18 protein-coding genes are annotated in these 17537 nt (G+C 61.1%); 1 reads left to right on the top strand and 17 read right to left on the bottom strand.

The window, feature by feature from the left end:
• Positions 1–30: 30 nt before the first annotated feature.
• From AWB70_RS10400 to AWB70_RS10435, 9 genes are all read right to left on the bottom strand, one after another.
• Positions 31–1506 (bottom strand): efflux RND transporter periplasmic adaptor subunit, encoded by a 1476-nt coding sequence (locus tag AWB70_RS10400; protein WP_053571795.1) that lies wholly within the window; start codon positions 1504–1506, stop codon positions 31–33.
• A 10-nt stretch (positions 1507–1516) separates the two neighbouring features.
• Positions 1517–2836 (bottom strand): TolC family protein, encoded by a 1320-nt coding sequence (locus AWB70_RS10405; RefSeq protein WP_053571794.1) that lies wholly within the window; start codon positions 2834–2836, stop codon positions 1517–1519.
• Positions 2837–2947: 111 nt separating this feature from the next.
• On the bottom strand, positions 2948–3211 hold the full coding sequence (locus tag AWB70_RS10410) for a DUF4148 domain-containing protein (RefSeq protein WP_075644315.1): 264 nt from the start codon (positions 3209–3211) through the stop codon (positions 2948–2950).
• Between the two features lie 110 nt (positions 3212–3321).
• Positions 3322–4047 carry a ZIP family metal transporter gene (locus AWB70_RS10415; protein ID WP_053571793.1) on the bottom strand — a complete coding sequence of 242 codons (726 nt, stop codon included), beginning with the start codon at positions 4045–4047 and terminating at the stop codon, positions 3322–3324.
• Entirely contained in the window at positions 4044–4439 is a 396-nt protein-coding gene (locus tag AWB70_RS39695; protein WP_075644314.1) for a zinc-ribbon domain-containing protein, read from the bottom strand. Before AWB70_RS39695 ends, AWB70_RS10415 begins: the two co-directional genes overlap by 4 nt.
• A 145-nt stretch (positions 4440–4584) precedes the next feature.
• Entirely contained in the window at positions 4585–4926 is a 342-nt protein-coding gene (locus tag AWB70_RS39210; RefSeq protein WP_235024198.1) for a Cif family virulence factor, read from the bottom strand.
• A complete protein-coding gene (locus AWB70_RS39215) occupies positions 4880–5113 on the bottom strand; it encodes a hypothetical protein (RefSeq protein ID WP_235024199.1) in 234 nt (77 codons plus the stop codon). The genes AWB70_RS39210 and AWB70_RS39215 overlap by 47 nt, the downstream gene beginning before the upstream one ends.
• Positions 5114–5219: 106 nt before the next feature.
• Complete coding sequence (locus AWB70_RS10430) at positions 5220–5633, bottom strand: DoxX family protein (RefSeq protein WP_053571791.1); 414 nt, start codon at positions 5631–5633, stop codon at positions 5220–5222.
• A gap of 56 nt (positions 5634–5689) precedes the next feature.
• Entirely contained in the window at positions 5690–7036 is a 1347-nt protein-coding gene (locus AWB70_RS10435; RefSeq protein WP_053571790.1) for an MFS transporter, read from the bottom strand.
• 231 nt (positions 7037–7267) lie between these two features.
• Here AWB70_RS10435 and AWB70_RS10440 point away from each other — a divergent pair, with 231 nt between their 5' ends.
• Entirely contained in the window at positions 7268–8191 is a 924-nt protein-coding gene (locus AWB70_RS10440) for a LysR family transcriptional regulator (protein WP_053571789.1), read from the top strand.
• Positions 8192–8200: 9 nt separating this feature from the next.
• On the opposite strand, the gene AWB70_RS10445 is transcribed toward AWB70_RS10440, so the two are convergent.
• The 8 genes from AWB70_RS10445 to AWB70_RS10480 all read right to left on the bottom strand — a co-directional run bounded on the left by AWB70_RS10445 (position 8201) and on the right by AWB70_RS10480 (position 17472).
• Positions 8201–9319, bottom strand: a complete 1119-nt coding sequence (locus AWB70_RS10445) for a pepsin/retropepsin-like aspartic protease family protein (protein WP_063786751.1) — start codon at positions 9317–9319, stop codon at positions 8201–8203.
• 418 nt (positions 9320–9737) lie between these two features.
• Positions 9738–10034, bottom strand: a complete 297-nt coding sequence (locus AWB70_RS10450) for a hypothetical protein (protein ID WP_041733543.1) — start codon at positions 10032–10034, stop codon at positions 9738–9740.
• Between the two features lie 108 nt (positions 10035–10142).
• Positions 10143–11105: a DUF3616 domain-containing protein gene (locus AWB70_RS10455; protein WP_053571787.1), complete on the bottom strand. Its 963-nt coding sequence runs from the start codon at positions 11103–11105 to the stop codon at positions 10143–10145.
• 198 nt (positions 11106–11303) lie between these two features.
• Positions 11304–12185, bottom strand: coding sequence for a LysR substrate-binding domain-containing protein (locus AWB70_RS10460; RefSeq protein WP_014252965.1), 882 nt, complete (start codon positions 12183–12185; stop codon positions 11304–11306).
• Between the two features lie 15 nt (positions 12186–12200).
• A complete protein-coding gene (locus tag AWB70_RS10465) occupies positions 12201–13118 on the bottom strand; it encodes a LysR substrate-binding domain-containing protein (RefSeq protein ID WP_014252964.1) in 918 nt (305 codons plus the stop codon).
• A 161-nt stretch (positions 13119–13279) separates the two neighbouring features.
• Entirely contained in the window at positions 13280–14938 is a 1659-nt protein-coding gene (locus AWB70_RS10470; RefSeq protein ID WP_053571786.1) for a GMC family oxidoreductase, read from the bottom strand.
• 15 nt (positions 14939–14953) lie between these two features.
• The gene (locus AWB70_RS10475) at positions 14954–16171 is read right to left on the bottom strand and encodes a mandelate racemase/muconate lactonizing enzyme family protein (RefSeq protein ID WP_053571785.1); all 1218 of its coding nucleotides are present in this window, start codon (positions 16169–16171) and stop codon (positions 14954–14956) included.
• On the bottom strand, positions 16168–17472 hold the full coding sequence (locus tag AWB70_RS10480; RefSeq protein WP_053571784.1) for an MFS transporter: 1305 nt from the start codon (positions 17470–17472) through the stop codon (positions 16168–16170). Before AWB70_RS10480 ends, AWB70_RS10475 begins: the two co-directional genes overlap by 4 nt.
• Positions 17473–17537: the final 65 nt, after the last annotated feature.

Here is a 17537-nt window from a genome sequence, read left to right on the forward strand (position 1 = left end):
ATGGTCCTCTGATGCGGCGGGTTGCGTCGTTCACTCTTCTTCGGCACTGCCTTTGCCGAGCTCCGCCTTCAGGACGAAGCTGTTCGCCGCGACGTACTGCTGGCCGGGGTGCAGCCCTCTGACGACTTCGGTGACCCGTTCGTCACGCCGCCCCGTCTCGACCGCCTGTGCGACAAATCCCTTCGCGGACTGGACAAAAACGGAAGGCGTGCCATCGACGTCCTGAAGGGCGTCGGTCGCGACGGCAATCGGCACGTCCTGCGTGCCTGCGTCGACAGAAACGTTGACGAACATGCCAGGCCGCCACGCGCCATTGGGATTGGGCAGCACGACGCGCGCGGGCGCGGTGCGCGTCTGCTCGCCGAGCAATGCGCCGACATAGGCGATAGGGCCGCGCGAGGCCGATTCGAACGCAGCGGCGCTCACGGTGGCTTCTCGTCCCACGCGCACGTCATTGAGCCGTTGCGCCGGCACGGCCATTTCCGCCCACACGCTGGAGAGGTCCGAGATCACGAAGACGTTGGCGTCTGCCGCGATGGCCTCGCCGGGTGTCGCATGCTTCTCGATCACGGTGCCTGAAAACGGCGCGCGCAACTCATACTGATTCAGGCTGCGGGCGCCCGCGGGGGCATTGATCGCAGCGAGCTTCTGGCGAGCGTTCTGGGCCGCAATCTCCGCTTCGCGCAATTGCACCTGCGCTTGCAGGAAATCCTGCTCGGCGGAGACGCGCTCTTGCCAGAGCGTTCGCTCCCGATCGTATGTCGTGCGCGCGGCCGACAGACGCCGCTCGGCCGTCAGCAGTTCGCTGCGAAGATCCGCCAGACCCGTGCTCGCGATCACGGCAAGCACCTGTCCCTTCTTCACGTTCTGCCCGATCGACACGTCCACGCGCTCCACAATGCCGGCCACGCGGGGCACGACGTGGGCGGTGCGATCCTCGTTGAACTTGATCTCGCCCGGCAACTGAAACGAGGTTGCGATCTGCGCCGGACCGACCTTGGCCAGGTCGATCTTTGAAGTCTTCAGTTGCGCCTCGGATAGCACCACAGCGCCATCGGTGCGGGCGTATTCGAACGAGGCGTTGCCATCGCTTCCTTTGACGTTGACGATCGCGTCGAATACGTGCGGTTTTGCAATGGCCTCGGTGGACATGTACTTCTGCCCTGACTGCTGAAACGCCAGCGTTTCCTTCTGCCCGTCGTATCGGGTCACACTCGCCGATACCACCACGTCCTTAGACAAAGGCTTGCCATCGCGGGCGGGATAGACGATGAGACGCGCGTCGCCGGGCTTTTCGGCGAGCACGACTTCGAGCGTGATCGGACCGTTCTTCAGAAGAACGCCGCCGTGCTGTCCGGCACCGGCATCGGCCTCGTCTCGTTGGGCCTTGGCAGCCGTGGGTTCGAACGCAGGCGCTTCCTTTTCTTGCGTCATCGCATAGGCGGCAATGATGATGCCGATCCCACCGAGAGCGGCCATGATGAAACAGGTTCTGCGGCGCGGCATGGTGATTCCTTCAGGGTAAAGTAGTCGTCGACGGCGAAACGGCGGGAAGCGGCGTGCCGACGAGGCGCCCCACTTCCGCATAGGCGAGATGAGCCGCGGTCAGCGCCTGGACGTATTGCGATTGCGCTTGAAACAGCGTGCGCTGCGCATCGAGCACATCGAGAAACGCGAACTTCCCTAGTTCAAAGCCGCGCGACATGGCGTTCAATGCGTCTTTGGAGGCCGGCAGCACATCGTCCTTGAGCCTGCGAGCGGCCTGCACCGAGGTTTCGTAGTTCGCATACGCGCGGGTCAACTCCAGTTGCATGCGCAAGTGCTCGTTATCGAAATCGGCGCTGGCTTTCTCGGCTTGATGAGCAGCCTCCAGCAGGGCGCCTTTGTTCGTGTCGAAAAGCGGCAGCGGAATGGATACACCGATGACCGCCTGGTTGTCGGGTACACCACCCGTGATGACACGCTTCATCCCGGCGCTTACCGTGATATCCGGAATGCGCTTGGCCCGCTCAACGGAAATGACGGCGTCCGAACGCAGCATTTCGGCACGGGCCACGCGCGAGCCGGGGCTATTGCCCAACTGACCGACCAATACCGAAAGCGGTTCGAGACTCGGCACCGACTCGATGTCCCCGCCGGCTGCACTGCCTCGCACTTGCGAGTTGCCGGTGACCGATGCCAGACGCTCGCGAGCGGTCAAGACACGCGCGGCCGCATTCGTCACTTCGATCTGCACTGCGCTTGCCGCAATGCGCGCCTTCGTCGCTTCAACCGGCGAGACCTTGCCCGCGCGGGCGCGCTTCTCCGCAAGATCGGCGGAACGGGCGGCGATGTCGGCGGATTCACGCGCGACTTGCTCCTGGCGCTGTGCGGCGAGTTCTTCATAGAACGCGGCAATGACATCCGCACGCAATGCCGCACCTCTGCCGTCAAGCGCGGCGAGCGCGACCTCGCGCCCGTAGGACGCCACGTCGAGCCGTGCCTGACGCTTGCCGCCGAGTTCGATGAGCTGATTGACCGTCGCTGTGCTCGTGCGCTCTTTGCCGCCAAGCCCTTCCTGCAGAAACGACAATTCAGGATTGGGTCTCGCGCCCGCCTGCATCAATGCGCCGGCCGATGCATCCGAGTCCGCCCTCGCGCCTCGCAAGAGCGGATTGCTCTGAGCGGCAAGTCCGAGCACGTCGATCAATGAAATTTGCGGCAGGCCGGTTGATGAAGCGTTTCGCGGCTCCTGCAAGCCGCCCTCATCCGCAATCGGTTGAACGGGAGACGCCTGTGCGTAGTTTGATGTTGTGACCGCCAGGAGAGCCAGAACGGCAAGGGTTCGCGTAAGCATGTGCGGCATTCGAGGATGGGAGTGATGCGATGCTACGGTTCTGTCGCAGTGCGAAGATGAGACGAAAATGATATTTCTGTCATCGTCGGGCAAGCCGCTCATCGCCCGACTTTATTGGCCGGTACTCGCTTCAGAGGTTGTCGGCTTTGCGGCATCTTCGGGGTGCGCTCGCAGGTAGGCCTCCCGGTTCTTTTTCCTGGAAGCCTCGGTGGGCGGATATTCGCTTCGTCTAAAGGGAAGGACGCCGTCTTTGTAGGCCTGCTCGAGTTCCTGACGCGCTTGCTCTCGCGTCTTTCCTTCGTTCAACGGACCTTCGTGAGCTTGCGCCAAGCCGGCCATCAACAGCGCGGCTGCAACAACACATATCGATTTCATCGGTGACTCCACAATAATTGGGTCGCTTACAGCTCGACTCAGTGTGGAGCACCGACGGTGCGTCTCAATGACTGCAAGATGAGAAAACTATCATCTCGCCGTCAGCGTGATCACCCCGTCTTGACCGTCGCTTCAATCACGAAGAAGACGATGAAACCGACAAAGAATGCAGAGGTGGCCAGCGCTGTCTCGGACACCTCATGCGCTTCGACGAGGAGTTCTTCGGTGACCAGATAGATGAGCGCAACCGTTCCCAGGCCGAGGAGGCCCGCGTAGTAGACGGAGGGCAAGTTGGCGAGCACCGCGTGGGCTGCAACGGCCGATGCCGAGAGCAACACGGAAAGCGAAATCGGGACGACGATTGCCCAAAGGCTGCGCACACCGGCAGCGCTCAGCGCTGTGCTAACCGAGAGCGCCAGAAAGAGCACCTCGAGCGTGAGCGCGATGGTCAGAATCACGCCGGTTTCCTCGCCCGCCGCGAAAGCGATGCCCAGCACGAGGCCATCGATGATGAGGTCGACTGCTGTAACGACCACGAGACCGGCCGGAAGCGTGGAACCTTCAAGCCGCGCTTCCAGGCGGTTGCAGACTGCCTTGATGCCCAACATCAACCCCAGGCCCAGTGCGAAACCCATAACGACCGGCCACAGGGCATGCTTGCGGTCTTCGGGAAGCAATTCGAGCGCTGCGGCGGCGAACACGATGCCCGCCGTGAAGTGCTGAATGACGCTGGTGGTGCGCGCGCCGGGCTTGCGCGCCGAAGCGATAGCCGCGCCGGCGGCAGCAGCCAGCACGGGCGGCAGCGTGAGGAGTGCGAGTTTAACCGCGGGCGTCACGTGGCGACCGGCGTGCCGCACTGGCTACAGAACTTCGTGCCTGCCGCCATCGGCTGATTGCACTTCGCGCAGGCCTGTGGCGTGAGCGAGGTCGCGCATTGACTGCAAAAGCGAGCACCCTCGGCATTGGCCGCGCTACATTTGGGGCACATCACGCCCGGTTGCGCCGGGGAAGCAGCGCGGCCGGGCGTTCTGCCCCACCCTTCATTGGGAGCGCAAGTGCGTTCGTCGGCATAGCCGCCAGCATTGCCGTGGCTGTTGCCGTGATGGCCATATCTGTCGTCATGCGATCCACCGTGCGATTGACCGTGCGACCCGCCGTGCCCGCGATCATGTCCCCCGCGGTTTTGGAAACCGTGATGGCCTCCCAACATTCTTTCAAGCCAGCTCATGGCTTTCCTCCAGTTTGGTTGAGTCCTTGCAGCCCTTTCGCCTGCGAAGCGTCATCGATCAGGGCCGTATGCTCACAGTACACACCCTGAAGTGGCTTCAAGGTCAAGGGATTTTTTTAGAAGGGCGCCCCAAACCGGTACAGACTCAGCCTTCGCCTTGCACGGCGTCAGTATTGAACGTGTACAGGACTATCTTCCATTTTCCGTCGGTCTTGCGCAGCACGAAGACTTCGCGGTTGTAGTCGAGCACGTTCTTACCGTTTAAGACAACCACGGAGCCACGTTGATGGTGCGTGCGGACCACGGCCGTATCTCCATATACATCGATGGAATCGTAATCGAGCACCGTATTGAATTTTGCGATCCTGAATACGCTGTCGTACGCGTCGATCTTCTGCTGACGTGTCGCGAGAGTACGTTTGCCATTCCACTCAGCGACGCTACCATTCGCAAAAAGAATCCAGAATTGCTTTCGTGTCTTTCGCATTGAGCGCAGTCTCGTACTGATGGACGACGGCGTACACCGCCCTCTGCGAGGCACTGATGGCAGGATCGCTGGAGAAGGGAGGCGTTCCCGTTTCGGACGCGGCGGCCTGAGCGATCTGCGATCCACCTAGCGTGCCGACGAGAGCAACCATGGCAACAGTCATGCGAAACGTGTCGTACTTTTTCATTCGGTCCTCAACCATGGTTATGCAGTTCGTCTGGATCAGACGGCAGAGTGCAGTTCATGAAACACTGCGGCTCTTTGCAACGGACATTGCAAACTTTGAGTGCGTTTTAGCGCCGGTCGATTGAATACTTCCCAGGACCGGTCACGCACAGCAAAAGTAGTCCACCGGCGATGCTGACGTTCTTGTAGAAATTAATCATGTTCGCGTACTGCTGCGCACCGGTCATCGTCCAGTAATGGTGGCCGATAAACCCCGTGCCTAATGTGTAAAGCACAAAGATCGCGGCGAGGGGACGGGTATAAAAGCCAATCACGATTGCAATGCCGACGAAAAACTCCATGACGATCGCAACAATGGCGGAAAACGCCGGCGCGGGTGCGCCCGTCGAGGTCATATAGGCGACGGTGTCTGAATAGTGGGTCAGTTTGCTCCAGCCGAAGAGAACGAACAGAATCATCAGCAGCACCCGTCCGATCAACAGGAGTTCGTCTTTTCGATTTTCGAAGAGCGTATATCGCATTTTTCAGCTCCAGGTTGTGGTTGCAATGCAGGGCCATGCTCAAATGGAAGGCTGCATCAGCACGGCGTGACCGATGACGGCACCCCACTACGCGCTGAGGCCATCAAAGCGAGCATACCCGCGGACACTATGGCTGGTATCGCCACCGCAAGGAAAAGACTGTTGTTCGACCAGTTCATCCGCATGAGCTCTCCGCCAATGACCGGGCCGATGATCGAGCCAAGCCTGCCGACACCCAGGCTCCAGCCCACTCCGGTCGAGCGCAGCAACGTGGGATACCAGGTTGCCGCCAACGCATTGATGGCAGGCTGCCCCCCGATGATGCTGAATCCCGTGATACCGACCACGACAAACAACAGCGGTAACGGAAGTCCCGTCTGGCCAATCGCGGCAATCGCGAACGCTGCGACGAACAGTGCAGGGATGAGCACCTTATAGAATCCGATTCGGTCGATAACCGGCCCCATCGCCAATGTTCCCGCAACACCGCCGAGCTGCAGTGTGGTGCCAACCAATACAGCCGTCGAGGTTGAAAGTCCAAGGTCTTTTGCGATCGTAGGCAACCAGTTGGACAAGAAGTAAAGGTTGAGCAGGTTCATGAAATTCACGCCCCACAGCAACAACGTCGTCTTCGCGCGGCCACTACGGAACAGCTCCGCAACCGGAGCGCTCTTCGGACGCGCCTCGGGCACGACGTACTGACTCTCAGGCGTCGCGGCGCAAGCAGGATCGATGCGTCGCAGCGTGTCGGCTACGCGCACGAGGCCGGTGCCGCGAACCACGGAGAACAACATCGACTCCGGCATGTGGAAGGCCATCATTGCAGAGAGCACAATCGGCACCACGCCTCCGACGACGAAAACCGATTGCCATCCCCAAACGGGAATCAACGCGGCGGAAATCAGGCCGCCTAACACCGCGCCAAGCGTAAAGCCACATGAGACCCACATCATCAGCGTGACGCGCCTGCGCTTCGGACTGAACTCCGCGGCCAGCGCCATCGCGTTAGGCATGATCGCGCCGAGACCCAGACCCGTTACGAAGCGCAGCACGAGCAACCCGGTTATCGTGGTGACTTGCGTCGTCGCGAGCATGCACAGTCCGAAGGCAAAGGTTGCCCCGATCAGTACGGGCCTGCGCCCGATCTTATCCGCAGCGATGCTTAGCACCAGCGAGCCGATCAGCATGCCTAGCAAACCCGCGCCGAACACGATGCCGAATGCCGCCTTGTCCGCCCCCCACGCATGAATGATTGCGGGCGCCACGAAGCCCATCGACTGGACATCGAATCCGTCGATCAGGACGGTCAGGCCAACCATCGTCAATATTCGAAGCTGCAGGCGGCTCAAGGGCGCCGCGTCGATCACGGCAGCGATGTCTATAGGCTGTTGTGGCGTGTTCACTCAGGTCACTCCTGTTATCTGCCGGCATTAAAGCGGCCGCCGCCGCATAGCCGAACCCTTTGCCGCACACGTGGCGGATTCCGTTGTGTGGAACTTTAGGAGGCCCGCTGCCGCCGATAAAGACGCCTGCGGGCATTTTATTTGTGCCTCTTGGGCACAAATTGGTGATGCGACGTATACTCTGGGGCATCACTGGAAACGTCGAACCGCTGTCGATAAGGAACGTCGCGCATGAAAGATTCGGCCATCGATCGACTGGGCGAGATCCAGCTCTTCTGCGCTGCGGCTAAGGCGCAAAGTTTCACTGGCGCGGCTGCGGCGGCCGGCGTGACACCGTCCGCGATCAGCAAGGCCGTAGGTCGCCTCGAAAACCGTCTTGGCTTGTTACTGTTTCATCGCACGACTCGCGCAGTCCGCCTTACGGACGATGGTCTTGTCTACTACGACGCCTGCCGCCTAGCGCTGGATAACATTCAGGAAACCGAACATTCTCTGACGGCCCACGGTCAACCGCGCGGCGAACTCAAAATCAGCGTGCCGCCAAGCTACGGCATCAAGCACATCGTCCCGCTGATACCGCAATACGTCGAGCGTTACGACGGGAAAGTGGAGGTTGCCGTGTCCCTGAGCAACGCCGTCGCCGATTTCGCGACTCAGGACTTCGACATGACGATTCGTTTGGGCCAGGTTGCCGACTCACGCCTCGTTGGACGGCTTCTTAACAACGCCCAGCTTCGCGTGGTGGCATCGCCCGAATACTTGCGCCATCACCCCGCGCCGGCCCGGCCCGAAGCATTGCGCGATCATGTGTGTCTGGGACTTGTCATGCCCGATAGCGGACGTCCGTTGCCATGGTCTTTCGCCGAAGAAGCCAAGACTGCCTACGAAATTCCTGTGCGCCCGGCAATGACGTTCGATCATCCGTTCGCGACGTTAGCCTGCGCGATCAACGGTGGGGGCGTCACGCAACTGTTCGATTTCACGGTTGAGGACGATCTGCGCGATGGTCGGCTGGTGGAAGTATTGGCGCCATTCCGGCCGCTGCCTCAACCGATTTTCGCCGTCTATCCGACCAACCGGCATCTTTCGGCCAAGGTGCGCACGTTTGTGGACTTCCTGCTTGAGAGGCAACGCGCTCTTGGCCGAGTCGCTTGATCTTCACGATTACATTCGCACGGTACGACGTTGTCCGTCCCGTTCGATGACGAGTGACAATTTGCCCTTCGCCGTGGTATTCAACGCGGAACTGGTTTCATCCAGAGAAGCAGGATAGGCCGGCTGACCATTAACCTCGATCAGCACATCTCCGTTTCGGATATCCTGCTCTTCGAAGGACTTCGACGTGTTGGCGGCGAACGTCACTTTGCCATCGATCAAGCGAACGCCAAGTCGACGAACTTCGATCGGATTGTCCTGTGCGAGACGGCTTTCGTCGAAACAGAACTCGAACGTGCTGGGCACGAACATATAGCGGTCGAGCTTGGCCAGGAAATCGCGGCCCAGCAGATTACTGCCTTTCTTGCCATTCACGTAGGAAAACTCAAAGCCGCCAATCGGCTGCTTGTCCAGCGAAAATCCGGTGACGAAATAGTCGGAGGATGTCTCCAATCCGTTGATCGATCCACTCTGACGTGTCCCGGTGAGTTTGGCCGTTTTGGCACCTTTGAGCAGCTCGAGCGTCTCAGCATCGATGCTCGAACCTTCCGCGCCTGTATCGATAGCAAACTCGATAAACTGATCCCCCGTGCGCAGATAGAGCGCGGGCCCAGTCACCGGCGGCCCATCCCGATAAGGCACGCAGTGCGCAAAATGCTCGTTCGCCGGTGGATGTTGCCAGATGGTGAGCGTTTTCTCGCGATTATCGAGAACCCAACTGAACTGGCGAAAAATCTCGACACCTAGAATACCGTCGATCGGCGCGGTTTTCTTCGCCATAGCAAGTATCGATAAATCGACGCCAAACCATGGGTAGAAGTCCGGTACGACATGGCTGCCGATTTCGATAGGTTGAGCTTTCCATAGGCGCAGCCGGTCCTTCGCCAATTTCTCACCATCCGCTGCACTTATGCCCCGGTCTATTGCTGAACGAAAAACGGTGGCCGTCTGATAGCTTCCGGGTTTCGTGATCGTCGAGGCGAAGTGATTATCCAGAACCGTGTAGCCGAAACCCGTGTCCAACAGGAAACGATAATCTCTTCCTGCAATCCTAAGTGGAACGATCAAACCATATATCGGGCTGAAGGAAGTGCTCAGAACAGGCGCCGCAGCGCTTTGCTTCGGCATGACTTCTTTCGGTGTTTCAGCCGCCTTATTACACGCACTCAGTGAGGCAACGCTTACTGCCAACGCCCCAAAAAAAAGGGGTGCTAACTTAACTCGCTTTACTTGTTCCATCTTGTACCCGAACACTTTTGATCTGAAGCTTTGCTACGCCGCCCCTTTCCGTCGACCGGGCCTTACGGCACGTCGGCATGGGGTTTCAGTTTCCTTCAGCGCGCTGCTTGTCATTTTACAGGCAAGCGTCCGGTGCAAAGGCAGTAAAACCAGCGATGGGCGACGAGGAAGCTTTGCTGCGTGGCATCGTTGGACGCTTCCAAGCCCGGTTGCCTCACATTTTCGACTGGTCTGCTCCGGCTTGGGACACGCTCACGTCATTCTCGGCGGCGACAGTTTGAGACGTTCAACGCCCGCTTGCAGAGCGTCAACAATCCCACGCGTCATTCGCGCACCGGGGAATGGCGAGCCGGAAGGTGATGCGCATAGCCTTGCCGCGTCCAGACATGAATATTCGCAGCAGGTCATGACCGCATGGACATCGGGGAGAAAGCCTCAGCGCCGATAGCCGGTGACGCCCGCAAGCGAAGCAACGTCTTGTTGCGAGAATGAGCAGCAGGTAAAGCATGCTGATTCCACCCGCCACGACCATGACCGCGAAAATGAATACCGCCGTTTGCAGGCTGATCGCCGTGAATGCACAGACGGCGATGACGGCCAGCATGAGATTGTGCCCGCGCCGTGTACCGAAGAAGACGAAGATGGCTCGCGCGGTTTGAAAGAACGCGCGCGCACATCCCACGCTAAAGTGAGGAAAAACGTCGATGAAAACCTACGGAATCTGAATGCTCAAGCTTCGGAACAATCGAAAATCCGCATCGCTGATTTCCTTGCATTCCCGATCGCCGACTTTTCTTTCGCCGTCGTCGCTGAGCACTTGAATCGTTTCCTTATCGGGGATTTCGAAGAGTGCTTCCGGCGACAATCCGTCGAAGCCGACGCTTCTCACCGGCTCCGGCGCATCCGACGGATTCCCCGACCACTTGAACAGGGCGAACGTCCCCTTCTTTGCGGGCGGACCTGCAACGATGAGGTAGCTGCCCTTCACCCGTTCGATGCTGCGTATCCCTCGCTTCTGGAGATCGAGTGCAATAGGCGCCCCGAGCCGTGCCTTCTTACCCTCGATCATCTCCTGCGGATTTTCCAGCGGTACGATAAGCGCCTTTCCCTTGATGATCGGGTTGCGAAATCCAATCAAGAGCTGGCCATCGGGTGTCGCCGCGAGTCCCTCGATGTTCAGCCCATCCTTCGCTTCGGCTGCCAGGCTACTCGCGATGTCGAGCTTGAACGGTTGCAAATCGGTGTCGGCGAGCAAGTCATCGAGAAGTCGAGTGTACGGAGTTCCAACGACCTTCAGCGTCACTGAATCGCCTTGTCCGACAATGTCGGTCGCGAAGAAGCGATGTCGTTGCTCGCGTAGTTTCCCCTTCGCATTTCTTCCGTGAGACGCGATCCAGAAGATTCTGTTTCCGATCCTCGCGGCACCTTCGAGATCCGATTCGTCATTGCCCAACGAATCGATGACCGACACGCTCGATACTTCCTTCGCTTGACCGCGACGATATATTTTGAGTATGTTGTGCTCGTCGTCGGCTACTGCGAACAGATTCTCGTCCAGCGCGATGGCCGCCGAAGCGTCGCAGATGCCTCGGTATTCCGTTATCGAAGGTTCGCTTGCTGCAAGCGCGCTGCCGAGCAGCGTCATGCACAAAATGGCTACGGCGCTATTTTTCATTGCGATCTCCTCTTGCGTGATCCGCCTGACCGCCAAACGATGCGATCCGATCAAAACCGGGACTGCTTGGCTTCAGAGAATACTTGAGGCGATGAGTTCCTCAGTTACGTGGCCGCATCGCCCATATCCGATTTTCTTCGGAGGAGATTCGTAAGTTCGTTACTTGGAGGCTGATGTGGTCAGGTTTTCCCAGCACCCCTACGCCTGCGCAGCCTTCGCCCCCTCGCCACGCAACCACTCCGCAAACGCCTGCACACTATCCGAGCTCGCCTCCGCAGGCGCGATATCCAGCCAGTACCCATACGGCCCCGTCGATTCCACCGGCGACAACAGCACGAGCGAACCCTCGTGCAACTCGTCGGCGATCATGTTCCGGTCCACCACCGCCAGCCCCGAACCCGCGCGCGCCGCGTGAATCGCCTGATCGAGCGTCGAGAACTCGATGCCGTTCTCGCCGTACGCGCGCGGCAGTCCCGCCGCGTCGAGCCAGTTGGGCCACAGCGTGAGCCGCGCATCGTTATGCAGCACGTGCAGCGCGGGAAGCCGCTGCAATAGCGCCTCGACGGGCTGCCCCGCGAACTTCATCGCGCCGGCAAGCACGTGCCGCTCGATGAACAGCAACTCCGACCGGTGATCCGCCCGCGCCTCGTAGCCGAAGCGAATGCTGCATTGACGTTCGTCGATGGCATCGGTGCGCACGGAAAGATCGATGTCGGGCACCGCGTCCATCAGCGAGCCGAGGCGTGGCGAAAGCCAGCGCGTCGCGAAGGTCGGCGGCGCGCTCACGGTCAGACGCCGGCGCTCGCCGCGTTGCGCAGTCGACAGCGAACGCGTCACGCGCTCGATCGAATCGAACGCATCGGACAAACACGCGAGCAGCTCCGCGCCCTGCTTCGTAAGACGTATGCCCTTGTGATCGCGATCGAACAGCTTCGTGCCGAGCGCCTCTTCGAGCAGGCGAATCTGGCGGCTCACCGCGCCGGGCGTCACGCACAGCGCCGCGGCGGACTTGTTGAAGCTCATATGGCGCGCGCTCTCTTCGAAAAAGCGCAATGCGGTCAGGGATGGCAGCCGGCGCATGATCGTCTCTCCCGCTCAGGCCCGCGCAGGCTTTCCGCCACGCCCGCGCGTCTGCTTTTCGATCTCCGCGCGCAGCCACTCGCGAAACAGCGCGACCTGAGGCGAATCGTCCTGGCCGGTGCGCGTGACGAGCCAGTACGACTGATGCCCGTCCACCTCCACATCGACGATCGGCACGAGCGTGCCCTGCCGCAATTCGTGCGCGATCATGTGACGATCCGCGATGGTGACGCCCAGCCCGTCGACGGCCGCGCGGATCGCGTGATCGAGCAGGTCGAACTCGTAGCCGCCGCGCGTATCGACACCGCCGATATTCGCGGCCTTGAGCCAGTGCTGCCAGGTGAGATAACGCTGATCGCTGGCCGCGAGCACATGCAGCAGGGTGAACGCGTTCAGGTCGATGTCCGAGGTATCGCGCTCGCCGATCAGCGCTGGCGAGCACACCGCGATATGCCGCTCGTTCATCAGCAATTGATTATCGAGGCTGTCCCACTCGCCGTTGCCGAAGCGGATCGCGCAATCGAGCGCGCCCGATTCGACGAGATCGTCCCTGAGACGCGTGGTCAGCGTGATTTCGAGCTCGGGCGCGGCGGTGCGCAAGGATTGCAGCCGCGGCATCAGCCAGCGGCTGGAAAAGGTAGGCGGCGCGTTGATGCGCAAACGCTTCAGATGCGTCTTCTCCTGAATGCTGCGCACGGTCAGTTCGATGCGGTCGAACGACATTTTCAGCGCCTGCAGCAGAAGCCGCCCCGTCGCCGAGAGTTCGAGATGATGATGCCGACGCAAAAGAAGCGGCTCGCCGAGCTGCGTTTCGAGCTGACGCACCTGACGGCTCACCGCGCTTTGCGTGACATGCAGCATTTCGGCCGCGCGCGTGAAGCTGCCGGTGTGTCCGGCCACCTCGAAGGCCCTCAGCGCGTTCAGGGCGGGCATCTTTCGCTTCAAGTCGGTCTCCCTTTCCTCGCGTTCGAGGCGCGCTTTTAGCACGCGTCGACGCCGGACCATGCCGCTCTCAGGCAGCATTTTACGAATCGAGGCAAATTATGCCGCTTCGGGGCGTGAAAGCGTAGCGACGCGCTCACGCCCCGCGCGCATCAACCGATCGCGGCGGACTCCGCCGGCTCGGGAATCCGGGCAACGGTCGCGCGCGCGTCGTCGAGGATCATGTCCGCGCCTTTCTCGGCGACCATCATCACCGGCGCATTCAGATTGCCCGACGTGATGTTCGGGAAGACCGACGCGTCCACGATCCGCAAGCCCTGCACGCCGTGCACGCGCAGCCGTTCGTCGACGACCGCGGTGGCCGCGTCCGGCCCCATCGCGCAGGAGCCGCACAGGTGGTAGATCGAACCCGACTGCTCGCGGAAATACGCCAGCATGTCGGCATCGCTTTGCACGTTCGGCCCCGGCGAGATTTCCTCCGCGGTGACCGCGCGCAGCGCCTTCGAATTCATGATCTTGCGCACGAGCTTGCTGCCCTGCACCGCCTCGCGGATGTCCTTCGGCGTCGTCAGCGCGTTGATGCGGATCTTCGCGGCATCCTCGACGCGGTCCGATGCGATCTCGACCGAGCCGCGGCTCGTCGGCCGGCACGGATTGAAGCACAGCAGGAAACCGGAATACGGCTCGGGTTCGAGCTGCGCCTTGCTGCTCTTCGGAATGCGATACGACAGCGGATTGAAGTAAAGCTGGAGGTTCGGTTCCGCCTCGTCGTCATCGCCCTTGAAGAAGCCGCCCGACTGATTGACGCTCATCGAGAGCGGCCCTTTGCGCGACGTCAGATAACGCAGCGCGGCCTTCGCCTTGCCGAAAAGCGAGCCGAGTTCGTCGTTCAGCGTCTTCACCGTCGCGCGATAGTAAAAGCTCACGCACAGATGATCCTGCAAATTCTTGCCGACCGCGGGCAGTTCATGCACGACGGGAATGCCGTGCTTCGCGAGCAGCGCGCGCTCGCCGAGGCCGGAAAGCTGCATCAGCTTCGGCGAATCGACCGCGCCCGCCGACAGAATCACTTCACGCTTCGCGCGAAACCGCAGTGCCTCGCCGTTGCGCGTCGCGGCCACGCCCGTCGCGCGCTTGCCGTCGAACATCACACGGCTCACGCTCACGTTGCGCTCCACGCGCAGGTTCATGCGCCCGAGCACGGGATGCAGATATTCGAAGCTGCTCGACGAACGCTCGCCCTTGCGCGCATTGAGATCGTAGACGGTCGCGCCTTCGTAGTCCGCGCCGTTGATATCGCCGGTCACGGGATAGCCCGCCTGCCGCGCGCCTTCCAGGAAGGTGCCGCAGATCGGATGCGCGCCGTCTTTCATCGACGAAATGGCGATCTTTCCGTGCGCGCCGTGATATTCGGTGTCGCCGGCCCAGTGCGATTCGAGGAGGCGGAAATACGGCAGCACGTCGCGATAGCTCCAGCCCGCGTTGCCCGCGCGCGCCCAGTCGTCGAAATCGTGCGGCTGGCCGCGCACGTAGATCATCGCGTTGATCGAGCCGGAGCCGCCCTGCACCTTGCCGCGCGGGCAATACAGCGAACGGTTCTGCAGTTGCGCTTCCGGCTCGCTGTAGTACATCCAGTTGTATTGCGGGTTGTAGTAGGTCTTCGTGAAGCCGACCGGCACCCTGAACCAGAACGAATCGTCCGCGCCGCCCGCTTCGAGCAGCAGCACCGAATGCTCGCCGGACTCCGTCAGGCGATTGGCGAGAATGCAGCCCGCCGATCCCGCGCCGACGATGATGTAGTCGAATTCCATGTCTTTCATGCCTGATTAGCCCTTGGCGGGCGCGAGATCCTTCACGTCGGCGGGTTGCGCCGCCATCTGCAGATGCAGCCGTTCGCCCGTGTACGGCGTATGCGCGCGCACGACGTCCATGTTCAGTTCGACGCCGAGCCCCGGCTCCGTCGACGGAATGATGTAGCCGTCTTCCCAGCGGATCGGCTTCTTCAGCACTTCGGCGTGGAAGCCGCCCCACGTCTCGATGCTTTCCTGAATCAGAAAGTTCGGCGTACATGCGGCGATCTGAATGCTCGCGGCCGCCCCGACGGGACCGTTGTAAAGATGCGGCGCGATCTGCGCGTAATAGACCTCGGCGAGGCTCGCGATCTTCTTCGCTTCGAGCAGACCGCCCACGCGCCCGACATTGAATTGCAGGATCGATGCGGCTTTCGCTTCGAGCAGCTTGAAGAACTCGTACTTCGTCGTGAGGCGCTCGCCCGCCGCGATCGGAATGCTGGTCTTCGCGGCGACTTGCGCCATCGCACCTTCCTGGCCCGGCGGCACCGGCTCCTCGAACCACAGCGGATCGAACTTCGCGAGGCGCTGCGCGAGACGGATCGCGGATGACGGCACCATCTGGCCGTGCGTGCCGAACAGCAGATCGGCCTTGCTGCCCACGGCCTCGCGCACCTTGCGGCAGAAGGTTTCGCAGCGGTCCATCACGTCGAGCGAAAGCTGATGGCCCGAGTAGGCGGTGTACGGCCCCGCCGGATCGAACTTGACGGCGGTGAAACCCTTCGCCACGTTATGCGCGGCGCATTCGGCGGCGAGATCGGGATCGTCGTAGTCGTATTCGCCGCGGCTGTTCTTCGGATACAGATACGTGTACGAACGCAGGCGCTCATGCACGCGCCCGCCGAGCAGTTCGTAGACGGGCTTGCCCGCCGCCTTGCCGATGATGTCCCAGCACGCCATTTCGAGGCCGCTCACGACGCCCATCATCGTGAGATCGGGGCGCTGCGTGAAGCCGCTCGAATACGCCTCGCGATAGAAGCGTTCGACGCGATGCGGATCGTGGCCTTCCAGATAACGTTGAAAGACGTCTTCGATGATCGGCACCATCGCCTTCGGATGGAACGTCGCGGAATAGATCTCACCGACGCCTTCGATGCCGCACGCCGTGCGCAGCTTGACGAAGATCCAGTACATGCCGCCGATATGAGGCGGCGGCACGGCGACGATATGCGTTTCCAGTGTGGCGATTTTCATTGTTGCGCTCCCTGTTTCGCGAGTCGAAGTTTGAACAAGATGGCCGCCACGCCGCCGAGCGCGGACATGAAGGCGATATAGCCGAAGTACAGCTGATAACCGTAGACACCCGGATAGTTCTGCGTCAGATAGCCGTTGATGAGCGGCAGCACCGCATCGGGCGAATAGCCGACGACGGACACGAGGCCGATCGCGAGACCCATCGTTTCGGCGGGCACCTTGCATTGATCGAGCAGCGACCAGTAGAGGCCGCGAATCGCGTAGGTCATCACGCCGATGAACAGGACGATGACCGCGACGAGCGCATGACTCGACATGCCGGGCGCTGCCATCAGCGCGATGAGCGCGGCGGACGCCGAGAACAGCGCGACGATCAGCACGGAAGTCTTGGAAAAGCGATCGCCGAGAAAGCCGCCGCCGATGCCGCCGATCGGCCGCATCCACAGCTTGAGCGTCGTGATGAAGCCCGCCGCGACCACCGTCAGGCCGATTTCCTTTTCATGCAGATATGCGGAGAAGCTGTACGTGGACCAGAAGACCTGATAGCCGCAGAACACGATCGCGGACAGCAGCGCGAGTTGCGGATTCTTCGCAAGCGAATAGAGATCGCGCAGCACGTTGCGCTTTTCGCGCTTCACCGCCGTCGCGGCCGCGCCGCCGTTCGGATCGCGCACGAGACCGAGCACCACGCCGAGCCCGATGCACAGGAACGCGTACATATAGACGACGAGCCTGAAGCCCGCTTCGGTCGATGCGCCGCGCGTCTGCGTCATCCACGCGAAGAGCGAAATCGCGATGGTCGCGAGGAGCGCCTCGATCAGGCCGCGCCCGCCGTCGAGAAAGCCGAAGAAGCGGCCTTGCTCGTCGGCGCCGGCGATCATCGACACGCGCTTGATGATCGCGGCCCAGAACGTGAGGCCGGTCGTCAGGCCCCAGCCGCCGAAGATCGCGATCAGCGCGCCGAACGAAGGCGCCGTGGAATACCACAGCCCGAGCGCGCCCGTCGCGATCAGCGAAAAGCTGATGAGCACGCGCGGCCTGACGCGGTCCGCGAGCCAGCCGCTCGGCAGATAACAGACGAGGAAGATCGTGCCGAGCGCGGAGTACAGATAGCCGAGTTGCGCCTCGGAGATATGAAAGACTTCGAGCATCGTCGGCTGGTAGACCTGCCGCAGATACAGAATCGGATAAATGGCGCCAGCGGCGATCACGAGCAGCGCGAGCTGGATATAGCGGTCGGCGCGCGAGCTTTCGCGCGGTGCGGCGACGCTCGCGCCGGATTGAGCGGGATTCGATGACACGGATGTGCTCCTCGAAGAGCCGCGTCACGACACGTCGATGCCGTGACGCCGGATCTTCACTATGT

It is taken from the genome of Caballeronia cordobensis (assembly GCF_001544575.2).
GTDB lineage: Bacteria > Pseudomonadota > Gammaproteobacteria > Burkholderiales > Burkholderiaceae > Caballeronia > Caballeronia cordobensis.